Source organism: Streptomyces sp. LZ34, assembly GCF_053890475.1.
Genome location: NZ_CM132680.1, coordinates 6,402,807 through 6,424,501, shown reverse-complemented (window position 1 = coordinate 6,424,501; position 21,695 = coordinate 6,402,807). Strand labels below are relative to the sequence as shown.

Genomic DNA, 21,695 nt, shown 5'->3' with positions numbered 1-21,695 from the left:
GCCCTTTACTCTGGTGCTGCAATCGACTTCTTCGTCGTGAGTAGGGATGGCATGTACGGCTGGATCTGGCGGCATCTGCCGGGCAACGCATGGGTGCGGGCGCTGACTTCGCTCGTACTGGTGCTGGCGATCGTCTTCGTGCTCTTCCAGTACGTCTTCCCGTGGGCGGAGCCCCTGTTGCCGTTCAACGACGTGACGGTCGACGAGGGGATGGCGGGCCCCCGGTGAGCGCACGCATCCTGGTCGTCGACAACTACGACAGCTTCGTCTTCAACCTGGTCCAGTACCTCTATCAGCTCGGCGCCGAGTGTGAGGTGCTGCGCAACGACGAGGTGGCCCTCAGCCACGCCCAGGACGGCTTCGACGGCGTCCTGCTGTCCCCGGGCCCCGGCACCCCCGAAGAGGCGGGCGTCTGTGTCGACATGGTGCGGCACTGCGCGCGCACCGGCGTGCCGGTCTTCGGTGTCTGTCTGGGGATGCAGTCCATGGCCGTCGCGTACGGCGGGGTCGTCGGGCGCGCCGCCGAGCTGCTGCACGGCAAGACCTCGCTCGTGACACACGAGGGCACCGGCGTCTTCAAGGGCCTTCCGTCGCCCTTCACCGCCACCCGCTACCACTCGCTGGCCGTCGAACGGGACACCGTCCCGGACGAGTTGGAGATCACGGCCTGGACGGAGGCGGGCATCGCGATGGGGCTGCGCCATCGCCGACTACCCGTCGAGGGCGTGCAGTTCCACCCCGAGTCGGTGCTCACCGAGTGGGGTCACCGCATGCTCGCCAACTGGCTCGAGGAGTGCGGCGACGCGGGGGCGGTGGGGCGGTCGGCGGGCCTGGCCCCCGTGGTGGGGGCGGTCGGCGGCAAGGCCGGCGAGTGACCACACTGCGCCCCGAGCGCGAGGGCGCGACCCAAGGCGCCCAGGAGCCTGACCCATACGCGTCGTACGAGCCGAGTGAGCCGCACGACGCTTATGGGGACACGGACGCGTTCGCGGCGGCTGTGGAGCGGCTGGACGACCCCCTGACCGATCCGCTGCCGAGACCCTCGCCCGGACTCGTGCCGGGGACCGTGACCGGGCCCGCCGCGCGGCCTTCGGGGCCCGTCACCGGGCCCGCCGCCGGGCCTGCCACGGGGCCTTCGGCGGAGTCCATGACGGGGCGTACCACGGGGCCCATGACGGGGCCTATGGCAGGTCCGCTGCCGGGGGCCGCCAGAACGCCCGCTGCCGGGCCTGTGGCGGGGCGGGCGGCGCCATCCGTGCCGGAACCCGCCCCGGCCTCCGAGCGGCCCCCTGGAGGCCCGTCCCGGGCCCGCCACCGCCGAGCCGCCCACGCGGCACCCACCGGGCCCGCCACGCCCGCCGAGGCGGACGCGACGGCCGTGCTGCCGCCAGTGCCTGCGGCGGGGGCTCCGGCGCAGGCTCCGGCCGGGGCGGCGCCGGGCGGGCGACGGGCGGCGGACGACGAGACCGTGGCGCTGCGCGCGGTCCGGGCGGGGACTGCCGAGGGGCTCAGGGCCGCCGCCGCTCCCCCTCAGGGCGACGACCAGACGGTGCTGCTGCGGAAGGTCGGGGCCGGCCCCGCCGAGGCGGAGACCGGTGCGGGCCGGCACGGCGGGGGCGAGGCGGTCGCCGCGGACGGCCCGCAGGGGCCGCCGCCCGGGGGCCGGGCCGCCCGCCGGCGCGCCGCTCAGGAGGCGGCCAAACACGGCGGCGGCAGACGGGGCGCCCGCGCGGGCGAGGCGGACGACGGTACGGGCACCGCCACCGCGGCCGGGAGCGGGCCGCGGGCGACGGCGGCGGCGCCCCGCACCCGTATGGAGGCCAAGCGCGCCGCCCGGGCGCGCAAGGACAGCCCGGCCGTCGTCGTGAGCCGTCTCGTCGGTGAGCTGTTCATCACCCTCGGCGTGCTGATGCTGCTCTTCGTGACCTACCAGCTGTGGTGGACCAACATCCGGGCCCATCAGCAGGCGAACGGCGCCGCCAACAGTCTCCAGAAGAAGTGGGACCAGGACGGCGGGGGGAACCGGGATCCCGGCACGTTCTCGCCGGGCGAGGGGTTCGCGATCCTCTACATCCCCGAGCTGGACGTCAAGGCTCCGATCGCCGAAGGGATCAGCAAGCAGAAGGTCCTCGACCACGGCATGGTCGGCCACTACGGCAGCGGCAAGCTGAAGACCGCGATGCCCTGGGACAAGAAGGGCAACTTCGCGCTGGCCGGGCACCGCAACACCCACGGTGAGCCGTTCCGGTACATCAACCACCTCAGGCCCGGCGACAAGATCGTCGTGGAGACGCAGAACGCGTACTTCACGTATGAGATGACCAGCATCCTGCCGCAGACCCAGCCCTCGAACACGGGTGTGATCGGTCCCGTGCCGCCCGGCTCGGGCTTCACGGAACCGGGCCGCTATATCACCCTGACGACCTGCACCCCCGAGTTCACCAGCACATACCGCATGATCGTCTGGGGCAAGATGGTCGACGAGCGGCCGCGGAGCAAGGGCAAGCCGGACGCGTTGGTGCAGTGAGCGAGCACGGCCGGGGAAGCCGGCAGGACCGGGAAGCCAGAAAGACCCGGAAGACCGGGAAAAGGGGTACGACGCGGTGGCACGGACCGACCAAGACGAGCGGCCGGGCGAGCGGCCCGCCGCGGCAGCGCGGCAGCGCGGCACCCGCCGGGGCCGGATAGCCGCGGCCGTCGGCCTTCTGGGCGAGCTGCTGATCACCGTGGGGGTGCTCCTCGCCCTCTTCGTCGTCTACTCGCTGTGGTGGACGAATGTGCTGGCCGACCGCGAGGCGAAGAAGCAGGGCGACCGGGTGCGCCGGCAGTGGGCGCAGCAGGAGGGGCCCGGCCGGCTCGACACAAAGGACGGCATCGGCTTCCTGCATGTGCCGGCGATGCACAACGGCGAGGTGCTGGTCAAGAAGGGCACGTCGACGGAGACGCTCAACGACGGCGTCGCGGGCTATTACACCAAGCCGGTGAAGTCGGCGATGCCGTGGGACAAGAAGGGCAACTTCACCCTGGCGGCGCACCGGGACGGGCACGGCGCCAAGTTCCACAACATCGACAAGCTGCACAAGGGCGACCCGATCGTCTTCGAGACCCGGGACACCTGGTACATCTACAAGGTCTACGCGGAGCTGCCCGAGACCTCGAAGTACAACGTGCGGGTGCTCAGCCCGGTCCCGAAGGAGTCGGGGACGACGAAGTCGGGCCGCTACATCACGCTCTCGACGTGCACGCCGGTCTACACCTCGCGCCACCGCTACATCGTGTGGGGCGAGCTGGAGCGTACGGAGAAGGTCGACGCGGACCGTACGCCGCCCAAGGAGCTGCGCTGACCGCGCCTTGCCCGACGTACGGAGAAGCCCCGGCGCCCGATTCCCGGGCGCCGGGGCTTCTCGCTGACGCGACAGCTACCGCGCTATGTGGCGGGCCCGCCCGAGGGGCCGCCGAACGGGATGGTGCCGCCGTTGTCACCGCCCCCGTTGTCACCGCCTCCGTTGTCGCCCTGACCGCTCAGGAAGGTGGTCAGGTTGACGGCCTGGCCCTTGGGCACCTGCTGGCCCTCACCCGGGTCGGAGAACAGCACGGTGGAGTTCTCGTCTTCCGATCCACCGATGTTGCCGACAGTGAGACCGGCGTTCTCGAGGGCCTTCTTGGCGTCCTTGAGCTTCAGGCCGCGCAGCTGGGGCACCGCGACGTTGTCCTGCTGCTCGGGGGCCTTCGCGACGGTCAGGGTGACGATCGAGTTGGGCAGGACCTCCTGGCCGCCCTTGGGGGTCTGGTCGATGACCGTCCCCGCCTCGACGCCGGCGTTATCGACCTCCGTGGTCTGTACCTTCAGGCCCTTGCCCTCGAGCGTGGACGTGGCGTCCGCGACCTTCTGGGTGGTGACGTCCGGGACGACGATCTTCGCCTGCGCCCGGGCGACGGTCAGGGTGATCTCGGTGCCCCGCGCGACCTTCTTGCCGCCCTTGGGGTCCTGGTCGATGACCTTGCCCGCGGTCTGGTCCGACTCCTGGGTCGTCTGGTTGACCTTGAAGCCCTTGGCCTTGAGCTGCTCCTTGGCGCTCTCGAACTGGATGTTGATGACGTCGGGGACTTCGACCTTCTCGGCGGGCTTGGGGCCCTTGGACATGGTCACCTGGACCGTGCCGTTGCGCTCGATGGCCTCCTCGCCCTGCACGCTCTGCTTGCAGATCGTGCCCTTGTCCTCCTCGCAGAAGATGGGGCTGCCGTCCACCGCGACCTTGAAGTCCACGTTTTTCCCCTGCTGCCTGGCCTCGGGGAGGGTCAGACCGACCAGCCGCGGCACATCGACGCGGCCGCTGTCCTTGCCGCCGCCGAAGATCGCCTTTCCGATGAAGATCGCTCCGACCAGCACCAGGATTCCGGCCAGGACCAGCAGGACCGTCGAGAGCCTGCCCTTCTTCTCGGGCCCGCGCCTGCGGTCGGGGCGCTCGTCGTAGCCGAAGCCCCCGTCGTCGTCGCGCACCGGCGGCAGCATCGAGGTCTGGGCGCCGGCGTCCTGCGACCGCAGCATGGTCGTGGGCTGGTCCTCGCCGCCGTAGCCGACCGCGCCCAGCGCGGCGGTGGCGGCGACCGGCTGGCCCTCCAGGGCCGCTTCGATGTCGGCGCGCATCTCGTCGGCGGACTGGTAGCGGTAGTCCGGGTCCTTGACCAGGGCCCGCAGGACGATCGCGTCCATCTCCGGGGTGATCTCCGGATCGAACGTGCTCGGCGGCTGGGGTTCCTCCCGTACGTGCTGATAGGCGACGGCGACCGGCGAGTCGCCGATGAACGGGGGGCGCACGGTCAGCAGCTCGTACAGCAGACAGCCGGTGGAGTAGAGGTCGCTGCGCGCGTCGACGCTCTCGCCCTTGGCCTGCTCGGGGGAGAGGTACTGGGCGGTGCCGATCACGGCGGCGGTCTGCGTCATGGTCATGCCGGCGTCGCCCATGGCCCGGGCGATGCCGAAGTCCATCACCTTGACCTGGCCGGACCGGGTGAGCATGACGTTCGCCGGCTTGATGTCGCGGTGGACGATGCCGTTGCGGTGCGAGTACTCCAGGGCCTGGAGGATCCCGGTGGTCATCTCCAGGGACCGCTCGGGGAGCAGCTTTCTGCCGGAGTGCAGCAGCTCCCGCAGGGTGGACCCGTCGACGTACTCCATCACGATGTACGGGATCGAGACACCGTCGACGTAGTCTTCGCCGGTGTCGTAGACCGCGACGATCGCGGGATGGTTGAGCGAGGCGGCCGACTGGGCCTCTCGGCGGAACCGGGCCTGGAAGGACGGGTCACGGGCCAGATCGACCCGGAGCGTCTTCACGGCGACAGTGCGGCCGAGGCGGGTGTCATGCGCGAGGTAGACCTCGGCCATGCCGCCGCGGCCGAGCACAGAGCCCAGCTCATACCGGCCGCCGAGGCGACGCGGCTCTTCCATAGCTACTCCAGCCCTCTTCCGTCATTCCCGGCCGCACCCGTGGGGGCCCGGCGGTGTGCTGCTCGGGCATACCGTACCCGGGACGCCGTGCCGGACCCGGCCTCGGTCGCTACTTGATACGTGACCGGTACGACGACGTGCGGGATCGGCGCCAGGACGTGACCGGGGTCACTTCTCGCCGGCGAGCACCGCCTTCATCACGTCCTTGGCGATCGGCGCGGCGAGCTTGCCGCCGGCGATGTCGTCGCGGACGGTGTCGGAACCCTCGACGACGACCGCGACCGCGACCGGGGAGGAGCCGTCCTTGGCCTTGGCGTAGGAGAGGAACCACGCGTAGGGGTTCTTGCTGTTGGCGACGCCGTGCTGGGCGGTGCCGGTCTTGCCACCGACCGTGACGCCCGGGATCCTGGCGGCGGTTCCGGTGCCGACCTGGACCACCGTCTCCATGATGTCCTGCAGCTTGCGGGCGTTGTCCTCGGAGAGCGGCTCGCTCATCTCCTCGGGCGAGGTCTGCTCGATGACGTTCAGGTTCGGGGCGCGCAGCTTGTCGACCATGTACGGCTTCATGAGCTTGCCGTCATTGGCGACCGCGGCGGCGACCATGGCCATCTGCAGCGGGGTGGCGCGGGTGTCGAACTGGCCGATGGCGGACATGGCGTTGGACGACGGCTCCATGTCCTTGGGGTAGACGCTGGCGTCGGCGCGGACGGGGGTGAACACCTCGTTGTTGAAGCCGAACTTCTCGGCCTCCTCGCGCATCTTGTCCTCCTTGAGGTCGGCACCGATCTTGCCGAAGACGGTGTTGCAGGAGTAGCGCAGGGCGACGCGGAGGCTGGCGTTCCTGCAGGGGATGCTGCCCTCGTTCGGCAAGGGCTTGGTGGTGCCCGGCATGATCCACGGCAGCGGCGAATCGGTGGGGTCGTCGACGTTTTTGTACAGGCCGTTCTCCAGCGCCGCGGCCGCGGTGACGACCTTGAAGGTGGAGCCCGGCGGGTAGGTCTGACGCAGCGCCCGGTTGAGCATCGGCTCGTCCGGGTTGTTCTTCTTGAGGAGCGATTTCCAGGCGGCCGCGTCCTTCTTGCTGGCCCCCGCGATGGTGGAGGGGTCGTAGCTGGGGGTGCTGGCGAGCGCGAGGATCTTGCCGGTGCGCGGGTCGATCGCGGCGACGGCGCCCTTCTTGTCGCCCAGGCCCTTGAACGCGGCTTCCTGCGCCTTGGGGTTCAGGGTGGTGATGACGTCACCGCCCTTCTTCTCCTTGCCGGTGAGCATGTCGATGGTCCGGTTGAAGAAGAGGCGGTCGTCGTCGCCCGTGAGGATGCCGTCCTCGAGGTTCTCGATCTGGTTGGTGCCGTAGACCTGCGAGGCGTAGCCGGTGACCGGCGCCCACATCTCGCCGTCCTTGTAGGTGCGCTTGTACTTGTAGTCGATGCCGTTGGTCTCGACGGACCCCGTGATGGCGTCGCCGCCCTCGACGATGATGTTGCCGCGCGCTTGGCTGTAGCGGGCGATGTCGAGGCGGTGGTTCTTCTTGTGGTTCTTGAGCTCGTCGGCCTGGACGTACTGGATCCAGTTGTCCCGCAGCAGCAGGGCGAAGACGAGGAGTCCGCAGAAGATCGCGATTCGGCGCAGGGGCTTGTTCACGGTCGGACCACCTGGGTCATCTCGGCGTCGGTGGACGGGGCGGGGGCCGGTGCCGGGCGGCGGGCGGTGTCGCTGATCCTGATGAGGATCGCGATGAGCGCCCAGTTGGCGAGGACGGACGATCCGCCGTAGGCGACGAACGGCATGGTCATACCGGTCAGCGGGATCAGGCCCATCACACCGCCGGCGACGACGAAGACCTGGATGGCGAAGGCCGCGGACAGACCGATGGACAGCAGCTTGCCGAACGGGTCGCGGGCGGCGAGGGCGGTGCGTACGCCGCGCTCCACGATCAGGCCGTACAGCAGCAGGATCGCCATGGTGCCGGCCAGGCCCAGTTCCTCGCCCACGGTGGCGAGGATGAAGTCGGAGTTGGCGGCGAAGCCGATGAGGTCGGAGGCGCCCTGGCCGAGGCCGGTGCCGAAGACGCCGCCGGAGCCGAAGGACATCAGGGCCTGGGCGATCTGGTCGGTGGTGGCCCAGCTCGGGGGGTGTTCCTGATAGACGGCGAAGGGGTGCAGCCACGCCATCACACGGATCTTGACGTGCGGTTCGAAGGACGCCACGCCGACCGCGCCGGCCGCTGACATCAGCAGACCGAAGACGATCCAGCTGGTGCGTTCGGTGGCGACGTACAGCATGACGACGAACATGCCGAAGAACAGCAGCGAGGTGCCCAGGTCGGTCTCGAAGACCAGGATCAGGATGCTCATCGCCCACACGACGAGGATCGGGCCCAGGTCACGGCCGCGCGGCAGGTACAGGCCCATGACGCGGCGGCTGGCCAGGGCCAGGGCGTCCCGCTTGACCATCAGGTAGCCGGAGAAGAACACCGCGATGATGATCTTCGCGAACTCGGCGGGCTGGATGGAGAAGCTGCCGACCCTGACCCAGATCCGGGCGCCGAAGACGGGCGGGAAGAAGACCGGGAGGATCAGAAGGATCAGCGCGCCGACCATGGAGATGTAGGTGTAGCGCTGCAGGATCCGGTGGTCCTTGAGGAAGACCAGCACGCCCACGAACAGGGCCACGGCCATAGCCGAGTAGATCAGCTGGTTGGGGGCCGCGGCCGAGAAGACCTGATCGATGTTCTTGGCGCGCTGGGCCAGCCGCCGGGACTGGTCGAGACGCCAGATGAGCACCAGGCCGAGGCCGTTGAGCAGGGTCGCGATCGGCAGCAGCAGCGGGTCGGCGTAGGGGGCGAACTTACGCACCACCAAGTGGCCCACTCCGGCCAGCAGGCCGAGGCCCAGGCCGTAGCTGAGCATGCCCGAGGGCAGTTCGTCGCTGAGCGCCAGGCCCGCGTTGGCGTACGCGAAGACCGGGACGATCACCGCGAAGACCAGCAGCGCCAGTTCGGTGTTGCGCCTACTCGGCGGACCGACCGTGCTGATGGTGGTCGTATTGGTGGTACTGCTCATGGATCAACGGCCCCCTACGGCTTCACTGCTGGGTGCTGCTGCACTGCGGGACCAACTTCTGCTCTTCCTCGGAGAGGGTGGGGCCGGGCTTGGGCGTGGCGGTGGACGAGGGCGTGGACGAGGGCGACTTCGAATTCTTGTCGTTCGTACTCGGCTGCTGCGGCTGTCCCGGCGCCGGCGGCGTCGTGGCCTCGCCCGCGCGCGTCGTGATCTCGTTGTCGGTCTTGGCCTTGTCGCCGGAGGCCCCGCCGGTCTTGCCCTTGTCCTTGGTCAGGTCCTGCTGCTTCTCCTCGGCCTGGCGCTGCTCGTCGGACTTCTTGCAGGCGCTGGCGAGGGTGGCCAGGTCCTTGGTCTTGTTCTTGGCCTGGCTGAGGCTGCCGACCGCGATGGTGTCCTCGACCCGGCTGCGCTGGTCCACCGGGAGGTACTTGAGTTCGATCTCGCGGTGGTCCTCATGGACCTTGTTGAGCTCGATCCAGGCGAGGTCCTGGCTGATGCCCTGGTAGATCGCCACGTGGTCGCCGTTGGCGCCCACGTAGTACTGCTTCTGCGTCCAGCGGTAGCCGCCGTAGAGGCCGCCGCCGATGACCGCGAGACCCAGGACGATGTACAGCGACCGCTTGATCCACTTCTTGCGGCCGCCCTTCTTGGCGAAGTCGCCGTCCGCGTACGCCCCGTAGCTGCCCTCGGGCGGGCCGCCGAGCGACGGGTCGCCGCTTCCCGGCGGGCCGAAGGCCCCCTGGGCCTCCCCCGGCTGTGCCACGCCCCGGTTGCGCCCGAGCTCCGCGGCGCGGCCGGCGGGGGTGTGCGCGGCGCCGCCGTCCCCGAGGGGGGTCTGGTTCTCGGCGACCGCGCCCACGATGACGGGGGTGTCGTTGAGCTGCCCGGCGAGGGTGTCGCCGCCGTCGACGTCGAGGACGTCGGCGACGATGCAGGTGATGTTGTCGGGGCCGCCGCCGCGCAGCGCGAGCTGGATGAGCTCCTGAATGGTCTCGTGCGGGCCGTGGTAGCTGGCGAGGGTGTCCTCGAGGGTCTGGTGGCTGACCACGCCGGACAGGCCGTCGGAGCAGATCAGATAGCGGTCCCCGGCCCGGACCTCCCGGATGGACAGGTCGGGCTCGACGTGGTCGCCGCTGCCCAGGGCGCGCATCAGCAGGGAGCGCTGCGGGTGGGTGCCCGCCTCCTCCTCGGTGATACGGCCCTCGTCGACGAGGCGCTGCACCCAGGTGTGGTCCTGGGTGATCTGCGTGAGCACGCCGTCGCGCAGCAGATACGCGCGCGAGTCGCCGACGTGGACGAGGCCGAGCCGCTGGCCGGTCCACAGCAGGGCGGTGAGCGTGGTGCCCATGCCCTCCAGCTGCGGGTCCTCTTCGACCATGATGCGCAGCTGCTCATTGGCGCGCTGAACGGCGCTGCCCAGGGAGGTCAGGATGTCCGAGCCCGGGACGTCGTCGTCGAGCTGGACGAGAGTGGAGATCACTTCCGAGCTGGCGACCTCACCGGCGGCCTGGCCGCCCATGCCGTCGGCGATGGCGAGCAGCCGGGGGCCGGCGTAGCCGGAGTCCTCGTTGCCCTCCCGGATCATGCCTTTGTGCGATCCGGCGGCGAAACGCAGTGACAGACTCATGCGCACCTCGCCCGTCGGCTCCGGGTACAGCCCCTTGCCAACCACGCTGCCCACCCTCCGGTCGTCATGGTCGTACTACTTCCGCAGCTCGATGACGGTCTTGCCGATACGGATCGGCGCGCCCAGCGGAATCGGTGTCGGTGTGGTGAGTCGGGTCCGGTCGAGATATGTGCCGTTGGTGGACCCGAGGTCCTCGACGATCCACTGGCCGTCGCGGTCCGGGTAGATCCTGGCATGCCGGCTGGAGGCGTAGTCGTCATCCAGCACGATGGTCGAGTCATGGGCCCGGCCAAGGCTGATGGTCTGCCCCTGGAGGGCGACCGTGGTGCCCGCGAGCGTGCCCTCGGAGACGACCAGCTTGGTGGGGGCGCCGCGGCGGCCGCGGGCCGCGCCCCGGCCGGCCGGCTGCTGGCGCTGGGGCGGAGGCGTCGCCTGCCGCTGCTGCGGCCGGTCGGGGGCGCCGCGCCGCGCCGAACCGCGCTGCGTCACGCGGGTCCCGAACAGGTCGCTACGGATGACCTGGACGGCCACGATGACGAACAGCCACAGTACGGCGAGGAAACCCAACCGCATGACCGTGAGGGTCAGCTCTGACATTGCCCCCGCTTCACCCTTCGGCTTGCCGGTAAACGATGGTGGTGCTGCCCACGACGATGCGCGAGCCGTCGCGGAGCGTAGCGCGTGTGGTGTGCTGTCCGTCTACCACGATGCCGTTGGTCGACCCCAGATCCTGGACGGTCGGGGGCGTTCCGACCCGGATCTCGCAGTGTCTGCGCGAGACCCCCGGGTCGTCGATCCGTACGTCGGCGTCGGTGCTGCGGCCCAGGACCAGGGTGGGCCGGGAGATCTGGTGGCGGGTGCCGTTGATCTCGATCCACCGGCGGGTCTGCCCGTACGGCTGCGCACCGACGCCGGGACCCGCCGCGCGGGGCGCGGAGCGGGCGCCGGGCGGCGGCGCGGCGGGCATGGGAGGTGCGCCCGCGGGCTGCGGGGGGTAGCCGTAGCCGCTGCTGGGGCGCTGCTGGGGCGCGGCGGCGGCGGCGCGGCCCCCCTGCGGGCTCTGGGACTCGCTCGAGGCCAGGGTGCGGCTGCGCACGCGGTACAGGCCGGTGTCGAGGTCCTCGGCCTTCTGCAGGCTGACCTTGATGGAGCCCATGAACGTGTAGCGCTGCTGCTTGGCGTAGTCGCGCACCATGCCCGCGAGCTCATCGCCTAGCTGGCCCGAGTACGGGCTGAGCCGCTCGTAGTCGGGCGCGCTCAGCTCGACGATGAAGTCGTTGGGGACGACGGTCCGGTCGCGGTTCCAGATGCTGGCGTTGTTGTCGCACTCACGCTGGAGCGCACCCGCGATCTCGACGGGCTGGACCTCTGACTTGAACACCTTGGCGAAGGTGCCGTTCACGAGACCCTCGAGACGCTGCTCGAAGCGCTTCAGTACTCCCACGGGGCACCTCCTTCCTCAGTCGTGCTCAGTGTCGTCCTCATACTGCTTACTGATCGTATCCACGCGTCGGGAAATCGGGTGGTTCCCCTTCCTGGCCCTGCGGAGCAGTGTCACCTCTCACAGGGATCGTAGAGGTGCCTTCCTGACAGTGTCCCGCAACCGGGTCGCTATCCGGTCGGGCGGGTGCGGGGGCGTCGGGAACGTGTGTGAATCCACCCTGGACGGCGTGCTAATGTTCTGGATGTCGGAAGGCGCACCGCACAGACCAGCCAAACCGGATTGATCGGTTCGGGAAGTCGGTGGTGAATCGGTCGACAGCACCCATGCGCGGGTGGCGGAATAGGCAGACGCGCTGGATTCAGGTTCCAGTGCCCGAAAGGGCGTGGGGGTTCAACTCCCCCCTCGCGCACCAGTCGGAGCGGGCCTCTCCTGTGTGACGAAAGTCGCGCCGGAGGGGCCCGTTTCGCGTTTGGGGCGCGGCTTCGGGTGCGTGCGTTTCGGGTGTGGGTTTTGGCGCGTCTCTTCGGGTGTGCCGCAGGTCACGGCGCCTTCGGTGAACCGGCCCGGTGGCGCGGTGCGTACGCCCCGGTTCCGGCCGCGGCTGAGCCGCGTTCATATCGGTGGGCCGGGTGCCCATGTGCCCATGTGTGGGGCCTCCCCCGTTGGGCGCTGTCACGGTCCTCACGGTGCGTGGCGGCGCAGGGTACGGGGGAGGCCCTCGGGCCCCGCCGGGCGGTCGGGCCGGCGGCGGGCGGGTGTTGGGGGAGCCGCGATCAGGTACGGGTCAGGCGGCGAAGCGGGCGGCGAGGGTCTTGGCCTTGGCGCCCGCGTCCTCGTGGGCCTTGGCCTTGGAGGCGTCGGAAAGTTCGACCAGGTCGGCCATGGCCGGGTTGGTGCGGGCCAGGGTCAGCTCCGGCACGATGAACTCGACATCGAGGGAGAGCATCTCGGTCAGCGCCTTGTCCAGGTAGTTGAGGACGAACTCGAAGCTCTCGCGCGGGGTGCCGGGGCCATAGCCGCCGCCACGGCTGGCGACGACGATCGTCGGGGTGCCCGCCGTGGTGGACGGCTGGGCCATCGAGGTGCGGCCCGCGATGATCACGTGGTCCAGCCAGGCCTTGAGGGAGGAGGGGATCGTGAAGTTGTACATGGGGGCGCCGATCACGACCGCGTCGGCCCGCTCCAGCTCGGAGGCCAGGGTGTCCCGCAGGGCGAAGGCGGCCTCGAGCTCCGGCGTGCGCTGCTCGGCGGGCGTGAAGCCCGCGGCGGCGGCGAGGCCGTCCAAGTGCGGCAGGGGCTCGGCGGCCAGGTCGCGGTAGATGACCGTGCCGCCCGGGTGCTGGGCTTCCCACTCCTTGCGGAAGGTGGCCGTCACGGCGCGTGAGGCGGAGGCGTCGGCCGGGAAGAGGGAGCTGTCGATGTGCAGAAGCGTGGGCATGAGGACCTTCCGAAAATAACGGGGCTCGGTGCCGGTCCGGCTTCGTGGCCGGCCCGGACGGTGAGCGCGAAGAATTTCTACGTAGCTATGAATAGCATAGGAGCTTACTTTTCCGCAGTATGGGTTGAGGTGGCAGTACGCTGTGCTGCATGGCGGGAGGCGGCGGGCGCGCGGAGCACGACGAGAAGACGTGCATGAGGGTCGACGGGGGGATGACCCGCGTCTTCGAGTTGTTCGGCAAGCGGTGGACCGGGCTCATCGTGACCGTCCTGGTCGAGCGGCCCGCGTACTTCGCCGAGCTGCGGCGGGCCATCCCGAAGATCAGCGAGCGCATGCTGACCGACCGGCTCACGGAGTTGGTGGCGGCGGGGCTGGTGCTGCGGGAGGTCGATCCGGGGCCGCCGCTACGGGTCACCTACCGGCTGACGGAGAGCGGCAGAGCGCTGGAGCCCGCCCTGGACGAGCTGGCCCGGTGGGCGGGGCGGTACATGCCCGAGGGCGGGGAATGCCCGTAACGGGCGCACCGGGCTGAGCCTCTGAGCAGGGCATTCGCGTCGATCGGCGAGGTTATCCACAGGCCGTGACGGGTTTTCGCGGAGCGCTGTACGGTCATGGCAGTCGAAGTCTTCGGTGGCCTTCGTTCGGGTTCGGTCGTCTGCGATATCTGCGATGTATGCGATATCCGCGAGATGGCCGGTGTTTGGGCCGGCGGGGAAACGGGGGCGCGTGATGAACGGGGGGCGCTTGATGGCGGACGGCGAGAGCGGCGAGGAGACGGTGCGGCGGCTGCCGCATGTCCCGGGGTTCGCCAGGTGGCCGGGGAGCGGCGCGGCCCGGCAGGAGGGGAAGGCGCTGCGGGAGCGGGTGCCCCGCTCGGCCCACCGCGAGCTGCCGCGGGGCGCGGGGCGGCCGGACGCGGTGGAGGCGGTCGAGCGGTCCAACGCCGGGCGGCTGCCCGAGCTCACGCCGATCCGGGTCGGGCGGATGGCCGCCTCCCCCTTCTCCTTTCTGCGCGGGGCGGCCGGGCTGATGGCCCATGATCTGGCGGCCACGCCGGTGACCGGTGTCGGGGCGCAGATCTGCGGGGACGCACACGGCGCCAACTTCGGTCTGTACGGGGACGCCCGCGGCGGCCTGGTCATCGATCTCAATGACTTCGACGAGACCATCCACGGCCCGTGGGAGTGGGACGTGAAGCGGCTCGCCGCCTCGCTGGTGCTGGCCGGGCGGGAGACGGGCGCGGACGAGGACACCTGCCGGGCGGCGGCCCATGACACGGTGGGCTCCTACCGGCGCACGCTGCGGCTGCTGTCGAAGCTGCCCGCCGCCGACGCGTGGAACGCGATCGCGGACGAGGAGCTGGTCTCGCACGCGGACGCCAAGGACCTGGCCGGCACGCTGGAGCGGGTCTCGGAGAAGGCACGGCGGAACACGAGCGCGCGGTTCGCGGCCAGGTCGACGGAGGCCGTGCCGGACGAGCGGCATCCGTCCGGTCGACCGGTGGCGCGGCGCTTCGTGGACGCGCCGCCGGTGCTGCGACGGGTGCCGGACGCCGAGGCGGCGGCCGTGGCATCGGCGCTGGGCGAGTATCTGGGCACGCTGCCCGAGGACCGGCTGCCACTGCTGGCCCGTTACACGGTGCACGACGTGGCGTTCCGGGTGGTGGGCACCGGAAGCGTGGGGACGCGGTCGTATGTGGTGCTGCTGCTCGACCACCGGGGCGAGCCGATGGTGCTGCAGATCAAGGAGGCACGGCCGTCCGCGCTGCTGCCGTATGTGGTGCGGGCCGGCTTCGAGGTGCCCGCCGTCGCGCACGAGGGGCGGCGGGTGGTGCTCGGCCAGAAGCGGATGCAGGTGGTCAGCGACATTCTGCTGGGTTGGGCCACGGTCCAGGGGCGCCCCTATCAGGTGCGGCAGTTCCGCAACCGCAAGGGGAGTGTGGACCCGGTGGCGCTGGCGGCCGACCAGATGGACGACTACGGGCGGATGACGGGCGCGCTGCTGGCGCGGGCGCATGCGCACAGCGTGGACCCGCGGCTGCTCTCGGGGTACTGCGGCAAGGGGGAGGAGCTGGACGAGGCGGTGGCCGAGTTCGCGGTGGCGTACGCGGACCGCACGGAGGAGGACCATGCGCGGCTTGTCGCCGCCGTGCGGGGCGGGCGGATAGCGGCCGAGTTGGGGGTGTGACACCTCCCCGGTCGTGCCGCCGCCGGACGTAGGCTGAGCGGGTGACGAACCCGGAAGCGCAGCAGCAGGCCCGGCAGCCGGTGCCGGAAGCAGAGCCCCAGGCTGAATCGCAGGAGCGATCACACACCCGGCCCGAAGCTCTATCAGAGGAGTCGTCGAAGGCGGCGGGTGTGCCGTCGGACGCGGACGCGGACGCGGGCACGGACGCGCATGCGGACGCGGAGGCGGAGCCCACCGCGCGGCTTGAGCGGGCCGTGCGGGCGGCGGAGCAGGCGCTGATCGAGTTCGAGATCGCGGTGGAGACCTTCCGCATCGAGGTGGAGAACTTCTCCCGGCTGCACCACCAGCGGCTCGGGCCGATGTACTCGCGCCTCGACGAGCTGGACGCGCTGATCGCCGAGGCGGTGGCGGCGCGCACCAAAGACCCCGAGGACATCCGCAAGGCTCGGGAAGCGCGGGGGCTGGTGCTGCCGATGCCGAAGGTGGAGGAGCTGTTCCACGGCTGGCTCGACTCCGACGGGCTGTCGCCCGAGGGGGCCGCCATGCTCACCGAGCAGCCGGTGCAGCCGCCGCCGCGGGTGCGGCCGAGCGAGGAGGCGCGGCGCATCTACCGGGAGCTCGCCCGCAAGGCGCATCCGGACCTGGCGGAGGAGGAGGCCGAGCGGGAGCGGCGCGGGGAGTTCATCGTGCAGGTCAACGCGGCCTACGCGGCCGGGGACGAGGAGCGGCTGCGGGCGCTGGCCGAGGAGTGGGAGGCTGGTCCGCCGCCGCCCGAGCGCCGGTGGAGCCGCAGCGAGGAGCTGTACGCCCGGCTGGAGTGGCTGGCCGCGCGGAAGGAGATGCTGGCCGAGGCCGCCGCCGAGCTGGAGTCCGGCGCGATCGGCGCGATGATCAAGATGGCGCCGGAGGACCCCGACGGGCTGCTCGACGAGATCGCCGAGCAGCTGCTGGCCAAGGTCGCCGAGAAGGAGAATCAGCTGGCGGAGCTGGTGCGGTAGTAGGTTTCCCTCAGCTGCGATGTCGTGTGAGAGGTGTGTGTGATGGGTTTTGCCCCGCTTCCCGAGGTGGAGGCCGCGGTGGTGCCGGCCGATGGGTTCCTGCTGGATGTACGGGAGGACGACGAGTGGGCCGCGGGGCACGCCGAGGGCGCCCTGCATATCCCCATGGGGCAGATCGTGGCTCGGTACGGTGAGCTGACCGAGGCGCTGGGTGACGGCGGACGGGTGCATGTGGTGTGCCGGGTCGGCGGGCGGTCGGCGCAGGTGACGCAGTATCTGATCGCCCAGGGTCTGGACGCGGTGAATGTGGACGGCGGCATGCTCGCCTGGCAGGCGGCGGGCCGCCCGCTGGTGAGCGGGCAGGCCACCGCGGCCGATGGGGCCTTTGTGCTGTAGCCAGGCTCCAGCTCCCCAGCTCTCTAGCCGAGGGGGTGGGCGGCGAGGAGGTCGCCCAGCGCCTCCTCATGCGCGGCGGCGGGGCCGAGGGACAGCTCCAGCTGTTTGGCCCAGGCGTGGTAGCGGTGCAGCGGGTAGTCGGTCGCCGCGCCGAAGCCGCCGTGCAGATGCTGTGCGGTCTGGACGACGCGGCGCACCCCCTCGGCGGCCCAGATCTTGGCGACGGCGACATCACCCGCGACGGGCAGCGCCCCGGGCGTGGCCGGTGCGCCCTCGCTGTCCGTGCTCAGCCGCCAGGCGGCCTGCCAGAGCGTGGCTTCCATCGCGCGCAGATCGATATAGCAATCGGCGGCCTGGACGGCGACCGCTTGGAAGGTGGCGAGCGGGAAGCCGAACTGCTCGCGCTTGCTGGTGTAGGAGCTGGTCAGGGCGAGCACCGCTTCGCCGAGGCCCAGCGCGAGCGCGCAGGTGCCGATGGTGAGGAGGTGGCGCAGCCACTCCCAGGCGCCGGCCGCCGTCAGCACCTCGGAGCCGTCCAGCCGTACGGCGTCCAGGCGGATCTCGGCGAGCCGCTCGCCGCTGGTGGAGATCTGTGGTGTGAGGGTGACGCCCGTGAGGTCGCGGGGGACGAGCGCGAGAACCGCCCGGCCCGCGTCGGTGTGGGCCGGGACCAGGACGCGGTCGGCGCTGTGGGCCCAGGGCACGGCGGTCTGAGTGCCGTCGAGGACCCAGGCGCCGCCGTCGCCGTCGGCGCCCCCGTCCTTGCGGGCCTGTACGGCGAGTTCGGCCGCGTCGTGGCCGGTGCGGCCGTGGGGCGCGACGGTGAGCACGAGTTCGCCCCGGCCGGCCGCGGGCAGCACGGCGGAGCGCAGCTCCGCCCCGCCGTACCGCTGGACGGCGAGCGCGGCCGCGGTGGACTCCAGCAGCGGCACGCGGCCCAGGACCCGGCCGGCCTCGCGCAGGATCAGGCACAGGGCGATGGGGTCGAGACCGGCCCCGCCGTACCGCGGGTCCAGGAGGAGTCCGAGCAGGTCGGCGTCGGCGGCCTTGCCCCACAGCCGGCGGTCGAGGTCGTCGGCGACGGCGCCGGGTGTGAGCGCGGGGCTGGGCACCCCGTCCGGCGGGGCGGAGGAGAAGACCGCCTTCGCCGCCTCGGCGGCCGCCTGCTGCTCCTCGGTGAAGGTGAAGTCCACTGTCCGTCCTCCCGCGCCGTGGCTGGTCTGACGGCCCGTCAAGATAGAACAGGTTCTACAAGAAGGGAACGGCTGCGCACGCCCGCCCTTTCGGGGAACGCCGGCCACCCCGTCGGGCCGCGCCGCGGCGGTTCAGCGGTCGAAGTCCAGCTCCACGCGCTCGCCGACCGGGTGTGACTGACAGGCCAGCACATAACCGGCCGCCACCTCGTCCGGCTCCAGCGCGAAGTTCCGGTCCATCCGCACCTCGCCCGAGACCAGAAACGCCCGGCAGGTGCCGCAGACCCCGCCCTTGCAGGCGTATGGCGCGTCCGGGCGGTTGCGCTCCACGGCCTCCAGCAGCGATTCGCCCTCCCGCACCGGCCAGGTGCCCGACCGGCCGTCCAGCGTCGCCGTCACCATGCCGCGGGACGGGGCGGTGGACGGGCTCGGCCCCGCGGGGACGGCCTCGCTGTCCCCGGCGTCCACATGGAAGATCTCCTGGTGGATCCGGCGGCGGGCGATCCCGAGGGTGCGCAGTGCCCGCTCGGCGCCGCGCACCATGCCGTACGGCCCGCACAGGAACCAGCCGTCCACCGACTCCACCGGCAGCAGCGCCGGCAGCAGCCCGGTCAGCCGCTCCTCGTCGAGCCGCCCGGAGACCGGACCGGCCTGCCGCTCCTCCCGGGAGAGGACGCTCACCAGTTGGAACCGGCCTGGCCAGCGGTCCTTCAGATCGGCGACCTCCTCCAGGAACATCGTGGAGGCGGTGGTGCGGTCACCGCGGACCAGGCAGAAGCGGGCCTCGGGCTCGCGGGCGAGGAGCGTCGCGGCGATGGACAGGACGGGGGTGATGCCACTGCCGCCGACCACGGCGGCGAAGTGGCCGGGCCTGGGGTCCAGCACAAACCGGCCGGCCGGGGCCATCACCTCCACGACCTCGCCGACCGCCAGCTCCTTCAGGGCGTACGTCGAGAACTCGCCGCCCTCGACCAGCCGCACCCCGACCCGCAGGACCGAGGGGCCCTCGGGCGCCAGGGCGGGTGTGCAGATCGAGTAGGTCCGCCGTACCTGGGCGCCGTCGGCGAACCGCCGCACCGCGATGTGCTGCCCCGGAGAGAAGCGGAAGGTCTCGCGCAGCGCGGGCGGCACCCGGAGGGTGACGGCCACCGAGTCGGCGGTGAGCCGGTCGACCGCGATCACCCGCAGCGGATGGAAGGCGCCGTGGCGGGGCACGGGCGCCGCCACGCCTTCGGCGGCCATCACAACTCCTTGAAGTGGTCGAAGGGTTCGCGGCAGGTCTCGCAGCGGCGCAGCGCCTTGCAGGCGGTGGAGGAGAAGCGGCTGAGCAGCTTGGTGTCGGTCGATCCGCACTGCGGGCAGCGCACCGCCAGATCGACGGCGACCGGCCCGCCCGCGGCACGGGGGCCCGGCGGCGCGATGCCGGACTCGGCCAGCTTGCGGCGGCCCTCCGTGCTGATCTCGTCCGTCGACCAGGGCGGGGAGAGGACGGTGCGGACGGTCACCTCGGGTATGCCGTGGTCGTGCAGCACCCGCTCCACGTCCGCGGCCATCGACTCCAGCGCGGGACAGCCGGTGTAGGTGGGGGTGAGCTCGACCTCGACCCGGCCCGGCGCCCTGACGCGCAGCGCGCGCAGCACGCCGAGCTCGGCCAGGGTCACCATGGGCAGCTCCGGGTCCGGCACGGCGCCCGCCAGCTCGCGCAGCCGGGTCTCGAGCGGGGTCGCGGGCGCGGGCGTCACCATGACGCCCCCGGGTGGCTGCGGTGCAGATGCTGCATCTCGGCCAGCATCGGGCCGAACGGCTCGGTGTGGACGCCCTGCCGGCCGGCGCCGGCCGCCCATGCGCCGCGCCGCGGCCCCTCGGGCACGGCCAGGGTGGCCCGGTCCAGGACGGCCGTCACCCGCGCCAGCCACTCGTCGTGCAGGGCGGTCCAGTCCACCTCGCACCCCTCGACCGGCTCGAACAGCTCGCCGGTGAACCGCCACAGTGTCTCCAGGCCGCGCCGCATCCGCTCATGGCTCTCGGCGGTGCCGTCGCCCAGCCGCAGGGCCCAGTGCTCGGCGTGGTCGCGGTGGTAGGCGACCTCCTTGACCGCCTTGGCGGCCAGCGGGGCGAAGGGGCCGTCGCCGCGCGCCAGCCGGTCGTACAGCAGCTCCTGATAGGTGGAGAAGTACAGCTGGCGGGCGATGGTGTGCGCGAAGTCGCCGTTGGGCTGCTCGACGAGCTGGACATTGCGGAAGGCGCGCTCCTCCCGCAGATAGGCCAGCTCGTCCTCGTCGCCCACCAGGGAGAGCAGCACCCGCGCCTGCCCGAGCAGGTCCAGGGCGATGTTGGCGAGGGCGACCTCCTCCTCCAGCACCGGGGCGCGCCCGGCCCACTCCCCCAGCCGGTGGGAGAGCACCAGGGCGTCGTCGCCGAGGGCGAGTGCGGCGGTCACAGGTGCCGCACCCCCTCGGGGATCTCGTAGAAGGTCGGATGGCGGTAGGGCTTGTCGGCGGCCGGCTCGAAGAATGGGTCCTTCTCGTCCGGCGAGGAGGCGGTGATCCGGTCGGACGGCACGACCCAGATGGAGACGCCCTCGGAGCGGCGCGTGTACAGATCGCGGGCGCTGCGCAGGGCCATCTCGGCGTCCGGCGCGTGCAGGCTGCCGGCGTGGGTGTGGGACAGGCCGCGCCTGCCGCGCACGAACACTTCCCACAGGGGCCACTCACTGCTGGTGCCGCCGCTCATGCTCCGGCCTTTCCGTGCTTGGCCGCATACGCCGTGGCCGCCTCGCGCACCCAGGCGCCTTCCTCATGGGCCTCCCGCCGCTGGGACATGCGCTGGGTGTTGCACGGCCCGTTTCCCCGGAGCACTTCGCGGAACTCCTCCCAGTCGATCGGCCCGAAGTCGTAGTGGCCCCGGTCTTCGTTCCACTTCAGGTCGGGGTCGGGGAGGGTGAGGCCGAGTGCCTCGGCCTGCGGGACGCAGATGTCGACGAAGCGCTGGCGGAGTTCGTCGTTCGAATGACGCTTGATCTTCCAGGCCATGGACTGGGCGGAGTGGGCCGACGCCTCGTCCGGCGGGCCGAACATCATCAGCGAGGGCCACCACCAGCGGTCCACCGCGTCCTGAGCCATCGCGTGCTGCGCCTTCGTGCCCCGGCTCAGGGTCAGCAGCAGCTCGTATCCCTGGCGCTGGTGGAAGGACTCCTCCTTGCAGATCCGGACCATCGCCCGGGCGTACGGCCCGTAGGAGCAGCGGCACAGCGGCACCTGGTTGGTGATCGCAGCGCCGTCCACCAGCCAGCCGATGGCGCCCACGTCGGCCCAGGTCAGCGTGGGGTAGTTAAAGATGGAGGAGTACTTCTGGCGGCCGGAGTGGAGCTTGTCGAGCAGCTCGTCGCGGCTGGTGCCCAGGGTCTCGGCGGCGCTGTAGAGATACAGGCCGTGTCCCGCCTCGTCCTGGACCTTGGCCATGAGGATGGCCTTGCGGCGCAGCGAGGGCGCCCGGCTGATCCAGTTGGCCTCCGGCTGCATGCCGATGATCTCGGAGTGCGCGTGCTGGGCTATCTGTCTCACCAGCGAGGCGCGGTAGGCGTCGGGCATCCAGTCGCGGGGCTCAATGCGCTCGTCCGCGGCCAGGGCGGTGTCGAACACCGTCTGATACGCCTCCGCGTCAGCCGCCATCGTCGTCATGCGAAGCCCCTTCGCCGTCCCGCCGGGGCTGCCGCCCGGCCCGACCGACCGATCGTTCGGTTCAATGGTGTGCCGGGGGAACGTAGGGTGTCAAGCCTGTGGATAACTCCGGGGCGCTGTGCCCTGCGCGCGCTCATCGGTACCGTTCCGGGGCGTAAGGGCCGCGGAAGCGCGGAGAGCGCTGATGACGCCGAGAGCGCGCGGCAGTGCGGCGCGCG

The 21,695-nt window shown here is 71.2% G+C and carries 21 protein-coding genes and 1 tRNA gene; 9 read left to right on the top strand and 13 right to left on the bottom strand.

Going from position 1 to position 21,695, the window contains the following annotated elements; translation table 11 throughout:
- Positions 1–36: 36 nt before the first annotated feature.
- From ACWY4P_RS26155 to ACWY4P_RS26140, 4 genes are all read left to right on the top strand, one after another.
- Entirely contained in the window at positions 37–228 is a 192-nt protein-coding gene (locus ACWY4P_RS26155) for a hypothetical protein (protein ID WP_456213368.1), read from the top strand.
- Positions 225–875, top strand: a complete 651-nt coding sequence (locus ACWY4P_RS26150) for an aminodeoxychorismate/anthranilate synthase component II (RefSeq protein ID WP_456202757.1) — start codon at positions 225–227, stop codon at positions 873–875. Before ACWY4P_RS26155 ends, ACWY4P_RS26150 begins: the two co-directional genes overlap by 4 nt.
- 272 nt (positions 876–1,147) lie before the next feature.
- A complete protein-coding gene (locus ACWY4P_RS26145; protein WP_456213060.1) occupies positions 1,148–2,527 on the top strand; it encodes a class E sortase in 1,380 nt (459 codons plus the stop codon).
- A gap of 76 nt (positions 2,528–2,603) precedes the next feature.
- Entirely contained in the window at positions 2,604–3,344 is a 741-nt protein-coding gene (locus ACWY4P_RS26140; RefSeq protein WP_456202756.1) for a class E sortase, read from the top strand.
- Positions 3,345–3,427: 83 nt separating this feature from the next.
- Here the strand turns inward: ACWY4P_RS26140 and pknB are convergent, their stop codons facing one another.
- The 6 genes from pknB to ACWY4P_RS26110 form a co-directional block, all read right to left on the bottom strand.
- Complete coding sequence (gene pknB, locus ACWY4P_RS26135) at positions 3,428–5,452, bottom strand: Stk1 family PASTA domain-containing Ser/Thr kinase (protein WP_456202755.1); 2,025 nt, start codon at positions 5,450–5,452, stop codon at positions 3,428–3,430.
- Between the two features lie 168 nt (positions 5,453–5,620).
- A complete protein-coding gene (locus ACWY4P_RS26130) occupies positions 5,621–7,093 on the bottom strand; it encodes a penicillin-binding transpeptidase domain-containing protein (RefSeq protein ID WP_456202754.1) in 1,473 nt (490 codons plus the stop codon).
- The gene (locus ACWY4P_RS26125) at positions 7,090–8,514 is read right to left on the bottom strand and encodes an FtsW/RodA/SpoVE family cell cycle protein (protein WP_456202753.1); all 1,425 of its coding nucleotides are present in this window, start codon (positions 8,512–8,514) and stop codon (positions 7,090–7,092) included. Before ACWY4P_RS26125 ends, ACWY4P_RS26130 begins: the two co-directional genes overlap by 4 nt.
- A gap of 22 nt (positions 8,515–8,536) precedes the next feature.
- Positions 8,537–10,141, bottom strand: coding sequence for a PP2C family protein-serine/threonine phosphatase (locus ACWY4P_RS26120; protein WP_456213059.1), 1,605 nt, complete (start codon positions 10,139–10,141; stop codon positions 8,537–8,539).
- A 75-nt stretch (positions 10,142–10,216) separates the two neighbouring features.
- Complete coding sequence (locus ACWY4P_RS26115; protein WP_456202752.1) at positions 10,217–10,738, bottom strand: FHA domain-containing protein FhaB/FipA; 522 nt, start codon at positions 10,736–10,738, stop codon at positions 10,217–10,219.
- 10 nt (positions 10,739–10,748) lie between these two features.
- Complete coding sequence (locus ACWY4P_RS26110; protein WP_456202751.1) at positions 10,749–11,585, bottom strand: FhaA domain-containing protein; 837 nt, start codon at positions 11,583–11,585, stop codon at positions 10,749–10,751.
- 325 nt (positions 11,586–11,910) lie between these two features.
- On the opposite strand from ACWY4P_RS26110, the gene ACWY4P_RS26105 reads away from it, so the two are divergent.
- Positions 11,911–11,997: transfer RNA gene (locus tag ACWY4P_RS26105), tRNA-Leu, on the top strand.
- A gap of 372 nt (positions 11,998–12,369) precedes the next feature.
- On the opposite strand, the gene ACWY4P_RS26100 is transcribed toward ACWY4P_RS26105, so the two are convergent.
- Positions 12,370–13,023 carry an FMN-dependent NADH-azoreductase gene (locus ACWY4P_RS26100; RefSeq protein ID WP_456202750.1) on the bottom strand — a complete coding sequence of 218 codons (654 nt, stop codon included), beginning with the start codon at positions 13,021–13,023 and terminating at the stop codon, positions 12,370–12,372.
- A 149-nt stretch (positions 13,024–13,172) separates the two neighbouring features.
- On the opposite strand from ACWY4P_RS26100, the gene ACWY4P_RS26095 reads away from it, so the two are divergent.
- From ACWY4P_RS26095 to ACWY4P_RS26080, 4 genes are all read left to right on the top strand, one after another.
- On the top strand, positions 13,173–13,538 hold the full coding sequence (locus tag ACWY4P_RS26095; protein WP_456202749.1) for a winged helix-turn-helix transcriptional regulator: 366 nt from the start codon (positions 13,173–13,175) through the stop codon (positions 13,536–13,538).
- Between the two features lie 232 nt (positions 13,539–13,770).
- A complete protein-coding gene (locus ACWY4P_RS26090) occupies positions 13,771–15,210 on the top strand; it encodes a DUF2252 domain-containing protein (RefSeq protein ID WP_456202748.1) in 1,440 nt (479 codons plus the stop codon).
- 41 nt (positions 15,211–15,251) lie between these two features.
- On the top strand, positions 15,252–16,208 hold the full coding sequence (locus ACWY4P_RS26085; protein ID WP_456202747.1) for a hypothetical protein: 957 nt from the start codon (positions 15,252–15,254) through the stop codon (positions 16,206–16,208).
- A gap of 42 nt (positions 16,209–16,250) precedes the next feature.
- The gene (locus tag ACWY4P_RS26080) at positions 16,251–16,604 is read left to right on the top strand and encodes a rhodanese-like domain-containing protein (protein ID WP_456202746.1); all 354 of its coding nucleotides are present in this window, start codon (positions 16,251–16,253) and stop codon (positions 16,602–16,604) included.
- Positions 16,605–16,627: 23 nt separating this feature from the next.
- On the opposite strand, the gene ACWY4P_RS26075 is transcribed toward ACWY4P_RS26080, so the two are convergent.
- The 6 genes from ACWY4P_RS26075 to paaA form a co-directional block, all read right to left on the bottom strand.
- Positions 16,628–17,797: an acyl-CoA dehydrogenase family protein gene (locus tag ACWY4P_RS26075; protein WP_456202745.1), complete on the bottom strand. Its 1,170-nt coding sequence runs from the start codon at positions 17,795–17,797 to the stop codon at positions 16,628–16,630.
- Between the two features lie 132 nt (positions 17,798–17,929).
- Positions 17,930–19,039 (bottom strand): 2Fe-2S iron-sulfur cluster-binding protein, encoded by a 1,110-nt coding sequence (locus ACWY4P_RS26070; RefSeq protein WP_456202744.1) that lies wholly within the window; start codon positions 19,037–19,039, stop codon positions 17,930–17,932.
- Positions 19,039–19,542: a 1,2-phenylacetyl-CoA epoxidase subunit PaaD gene (gene paaD, locus ACWY4P_RS26065; RefSeq protein ID WP_456202743.1), complete on the bottom strand. Its 504-nt coding sequence runs from the start codon at positions 19,540–19,542 to the stop codon at positions 19,039–19,041. Before paaD ends, ACWY4P_RS26070 begins: the two co-directional genes overlap by 1 nt.
- Positions 19,536–20,237: a 1,2-phenylacetyl-CoA epoxidase subunit PaaC gene (gene paaC / locus ACWY4P_RS26060; protein ID WP_456202742.1), complete on the bottom strand. Its 702-nt coding sequence runs from the start codon at positions 20,235–20,237 to the stop codon at positions 19,536–19,538. Before paaC ends, paaD begins: the two co-directional genes overlap by 7 nt.
- Positions 20,234–20,530: a 1,2-phenylacetyl-CoA epoxidase subunit PaaB gene (gene paaB / locus ACWY4P_RS26055; RefSeq protein WP_456202741.1), complete on the bottom strand. Its 297-nt coding sequence runs from the start codon at positions 20,528–20,530 to the stop codon at positions 20,234–20,236. The genes paaC and paaB overlap by 4 nt, the downstream gene beginning before the upstream one ends.
- Positions 20,527–21,477, bottom strand: coding sequence for a 1,2-phenylacetyl-CoA epoxidase subunit PaaA (gene paaA / locus ACWY4P_RS26050; RefSeq protein ID WP_456202740.1), 951 nt, complete (start codon positions 21,475–21,477; stop codon positions 20,527–20,529). Before paaA ends, paaB begins: the two co-directional genes overlap by 4 nt.
- Positions 21,478–21,695 lie beyond the last annotated feature (218 nt).

Coding starts and splice junctions, on each gene's coding strand:
- ACWY4P_RS26145 (WP_456213060.1), top strand. CDS start 1,148: ATGACGGGGCGTACCACGGGGCCCATGACGGGGCCTATGGCAGGTCCG.
- pknB (WP_456202755.1), bottom strand. CDS start 5,452: ATGGAAGAGCCGCGTCGCCTCGGCGGCCGGTATGAGCTGGGCTCTGTG.
- ACWY4P_RS26125 (WP_456202753.1), bottom strand. CDS start 8,514: ATGAGCAGTACCACCAATACGACCACCATCAGCACGGTCGGTCCGCCG.
- ACWY4P_RS26120 (WP_456213059.1), bottom strand. CDS start 10,141: ATGAGTCTGTCACTGCGTTTCGCCGCCGGATCGCACAAAGGCATGATC.
- ACWY4P_RS26115 (WP_456202752.1), bottom strand. CDS start 10,738: ATGTCAGAGCTGACCCTCACGGTCATGCGGTTGGGTTTCCTCGCCGTA.
- ACWY4P_RS26100 (WP_456202750.1), bottom strand. CDS start 13,023: ATGCCCACGCTTCTGCACATCGACAGCTCCCTCTTCCCGGCCGACGCC.
- ACWY4P_RS26095 (WP_456202749.1), top strand. CDS start 13,173: ATGGCGGGAGGCGGCGGGCGCGCGGAGCACGACGAGAAGACGTGCATG.
- ACWY4P_RS26090 (WP_456202748.1), top strand. CDS start 13,771: ATGGCGGACGGCGAGAGCGGCGAGGAGACGGTGCGGCGGCTGCCGCAT.
- ACWY4P_RS26080 (WP_456202746.1), top strand. CDS start 16,251: ATGGGTTTTGCCCCGCTTCCCGAGGTGGAGGCCGCGGTGGTGCCGGCC.
- ACWY4P_RS26070 (WP_456202744.1), bottom strand. CDS start 19,039: ATGGCCGCCGAAGGCGTGGCGGCGCCCGTGCCCCGCCACGGCGCCTTC.
- paaD (WP_456202743.1), bottom strand. CDS start 19,542: ATGGTGACGCCCGCGCCCGCGACCCCGCTCGAGACCCGGCTGCGCGAG.
- paaB (WP_456202741.1), bottom strand. CDS start 20,530: ATGAGCGGCGGCACCAGCAGTGAGTGGCCCCTGTGGGAAGTGTTCGTG.
- paaA (WP_456202740.1), bottom strand. CDS start 21,477: ATGACGACGATGGCGGCTGACGCGGAGGCGTATCAGACGGTGTTCGAC.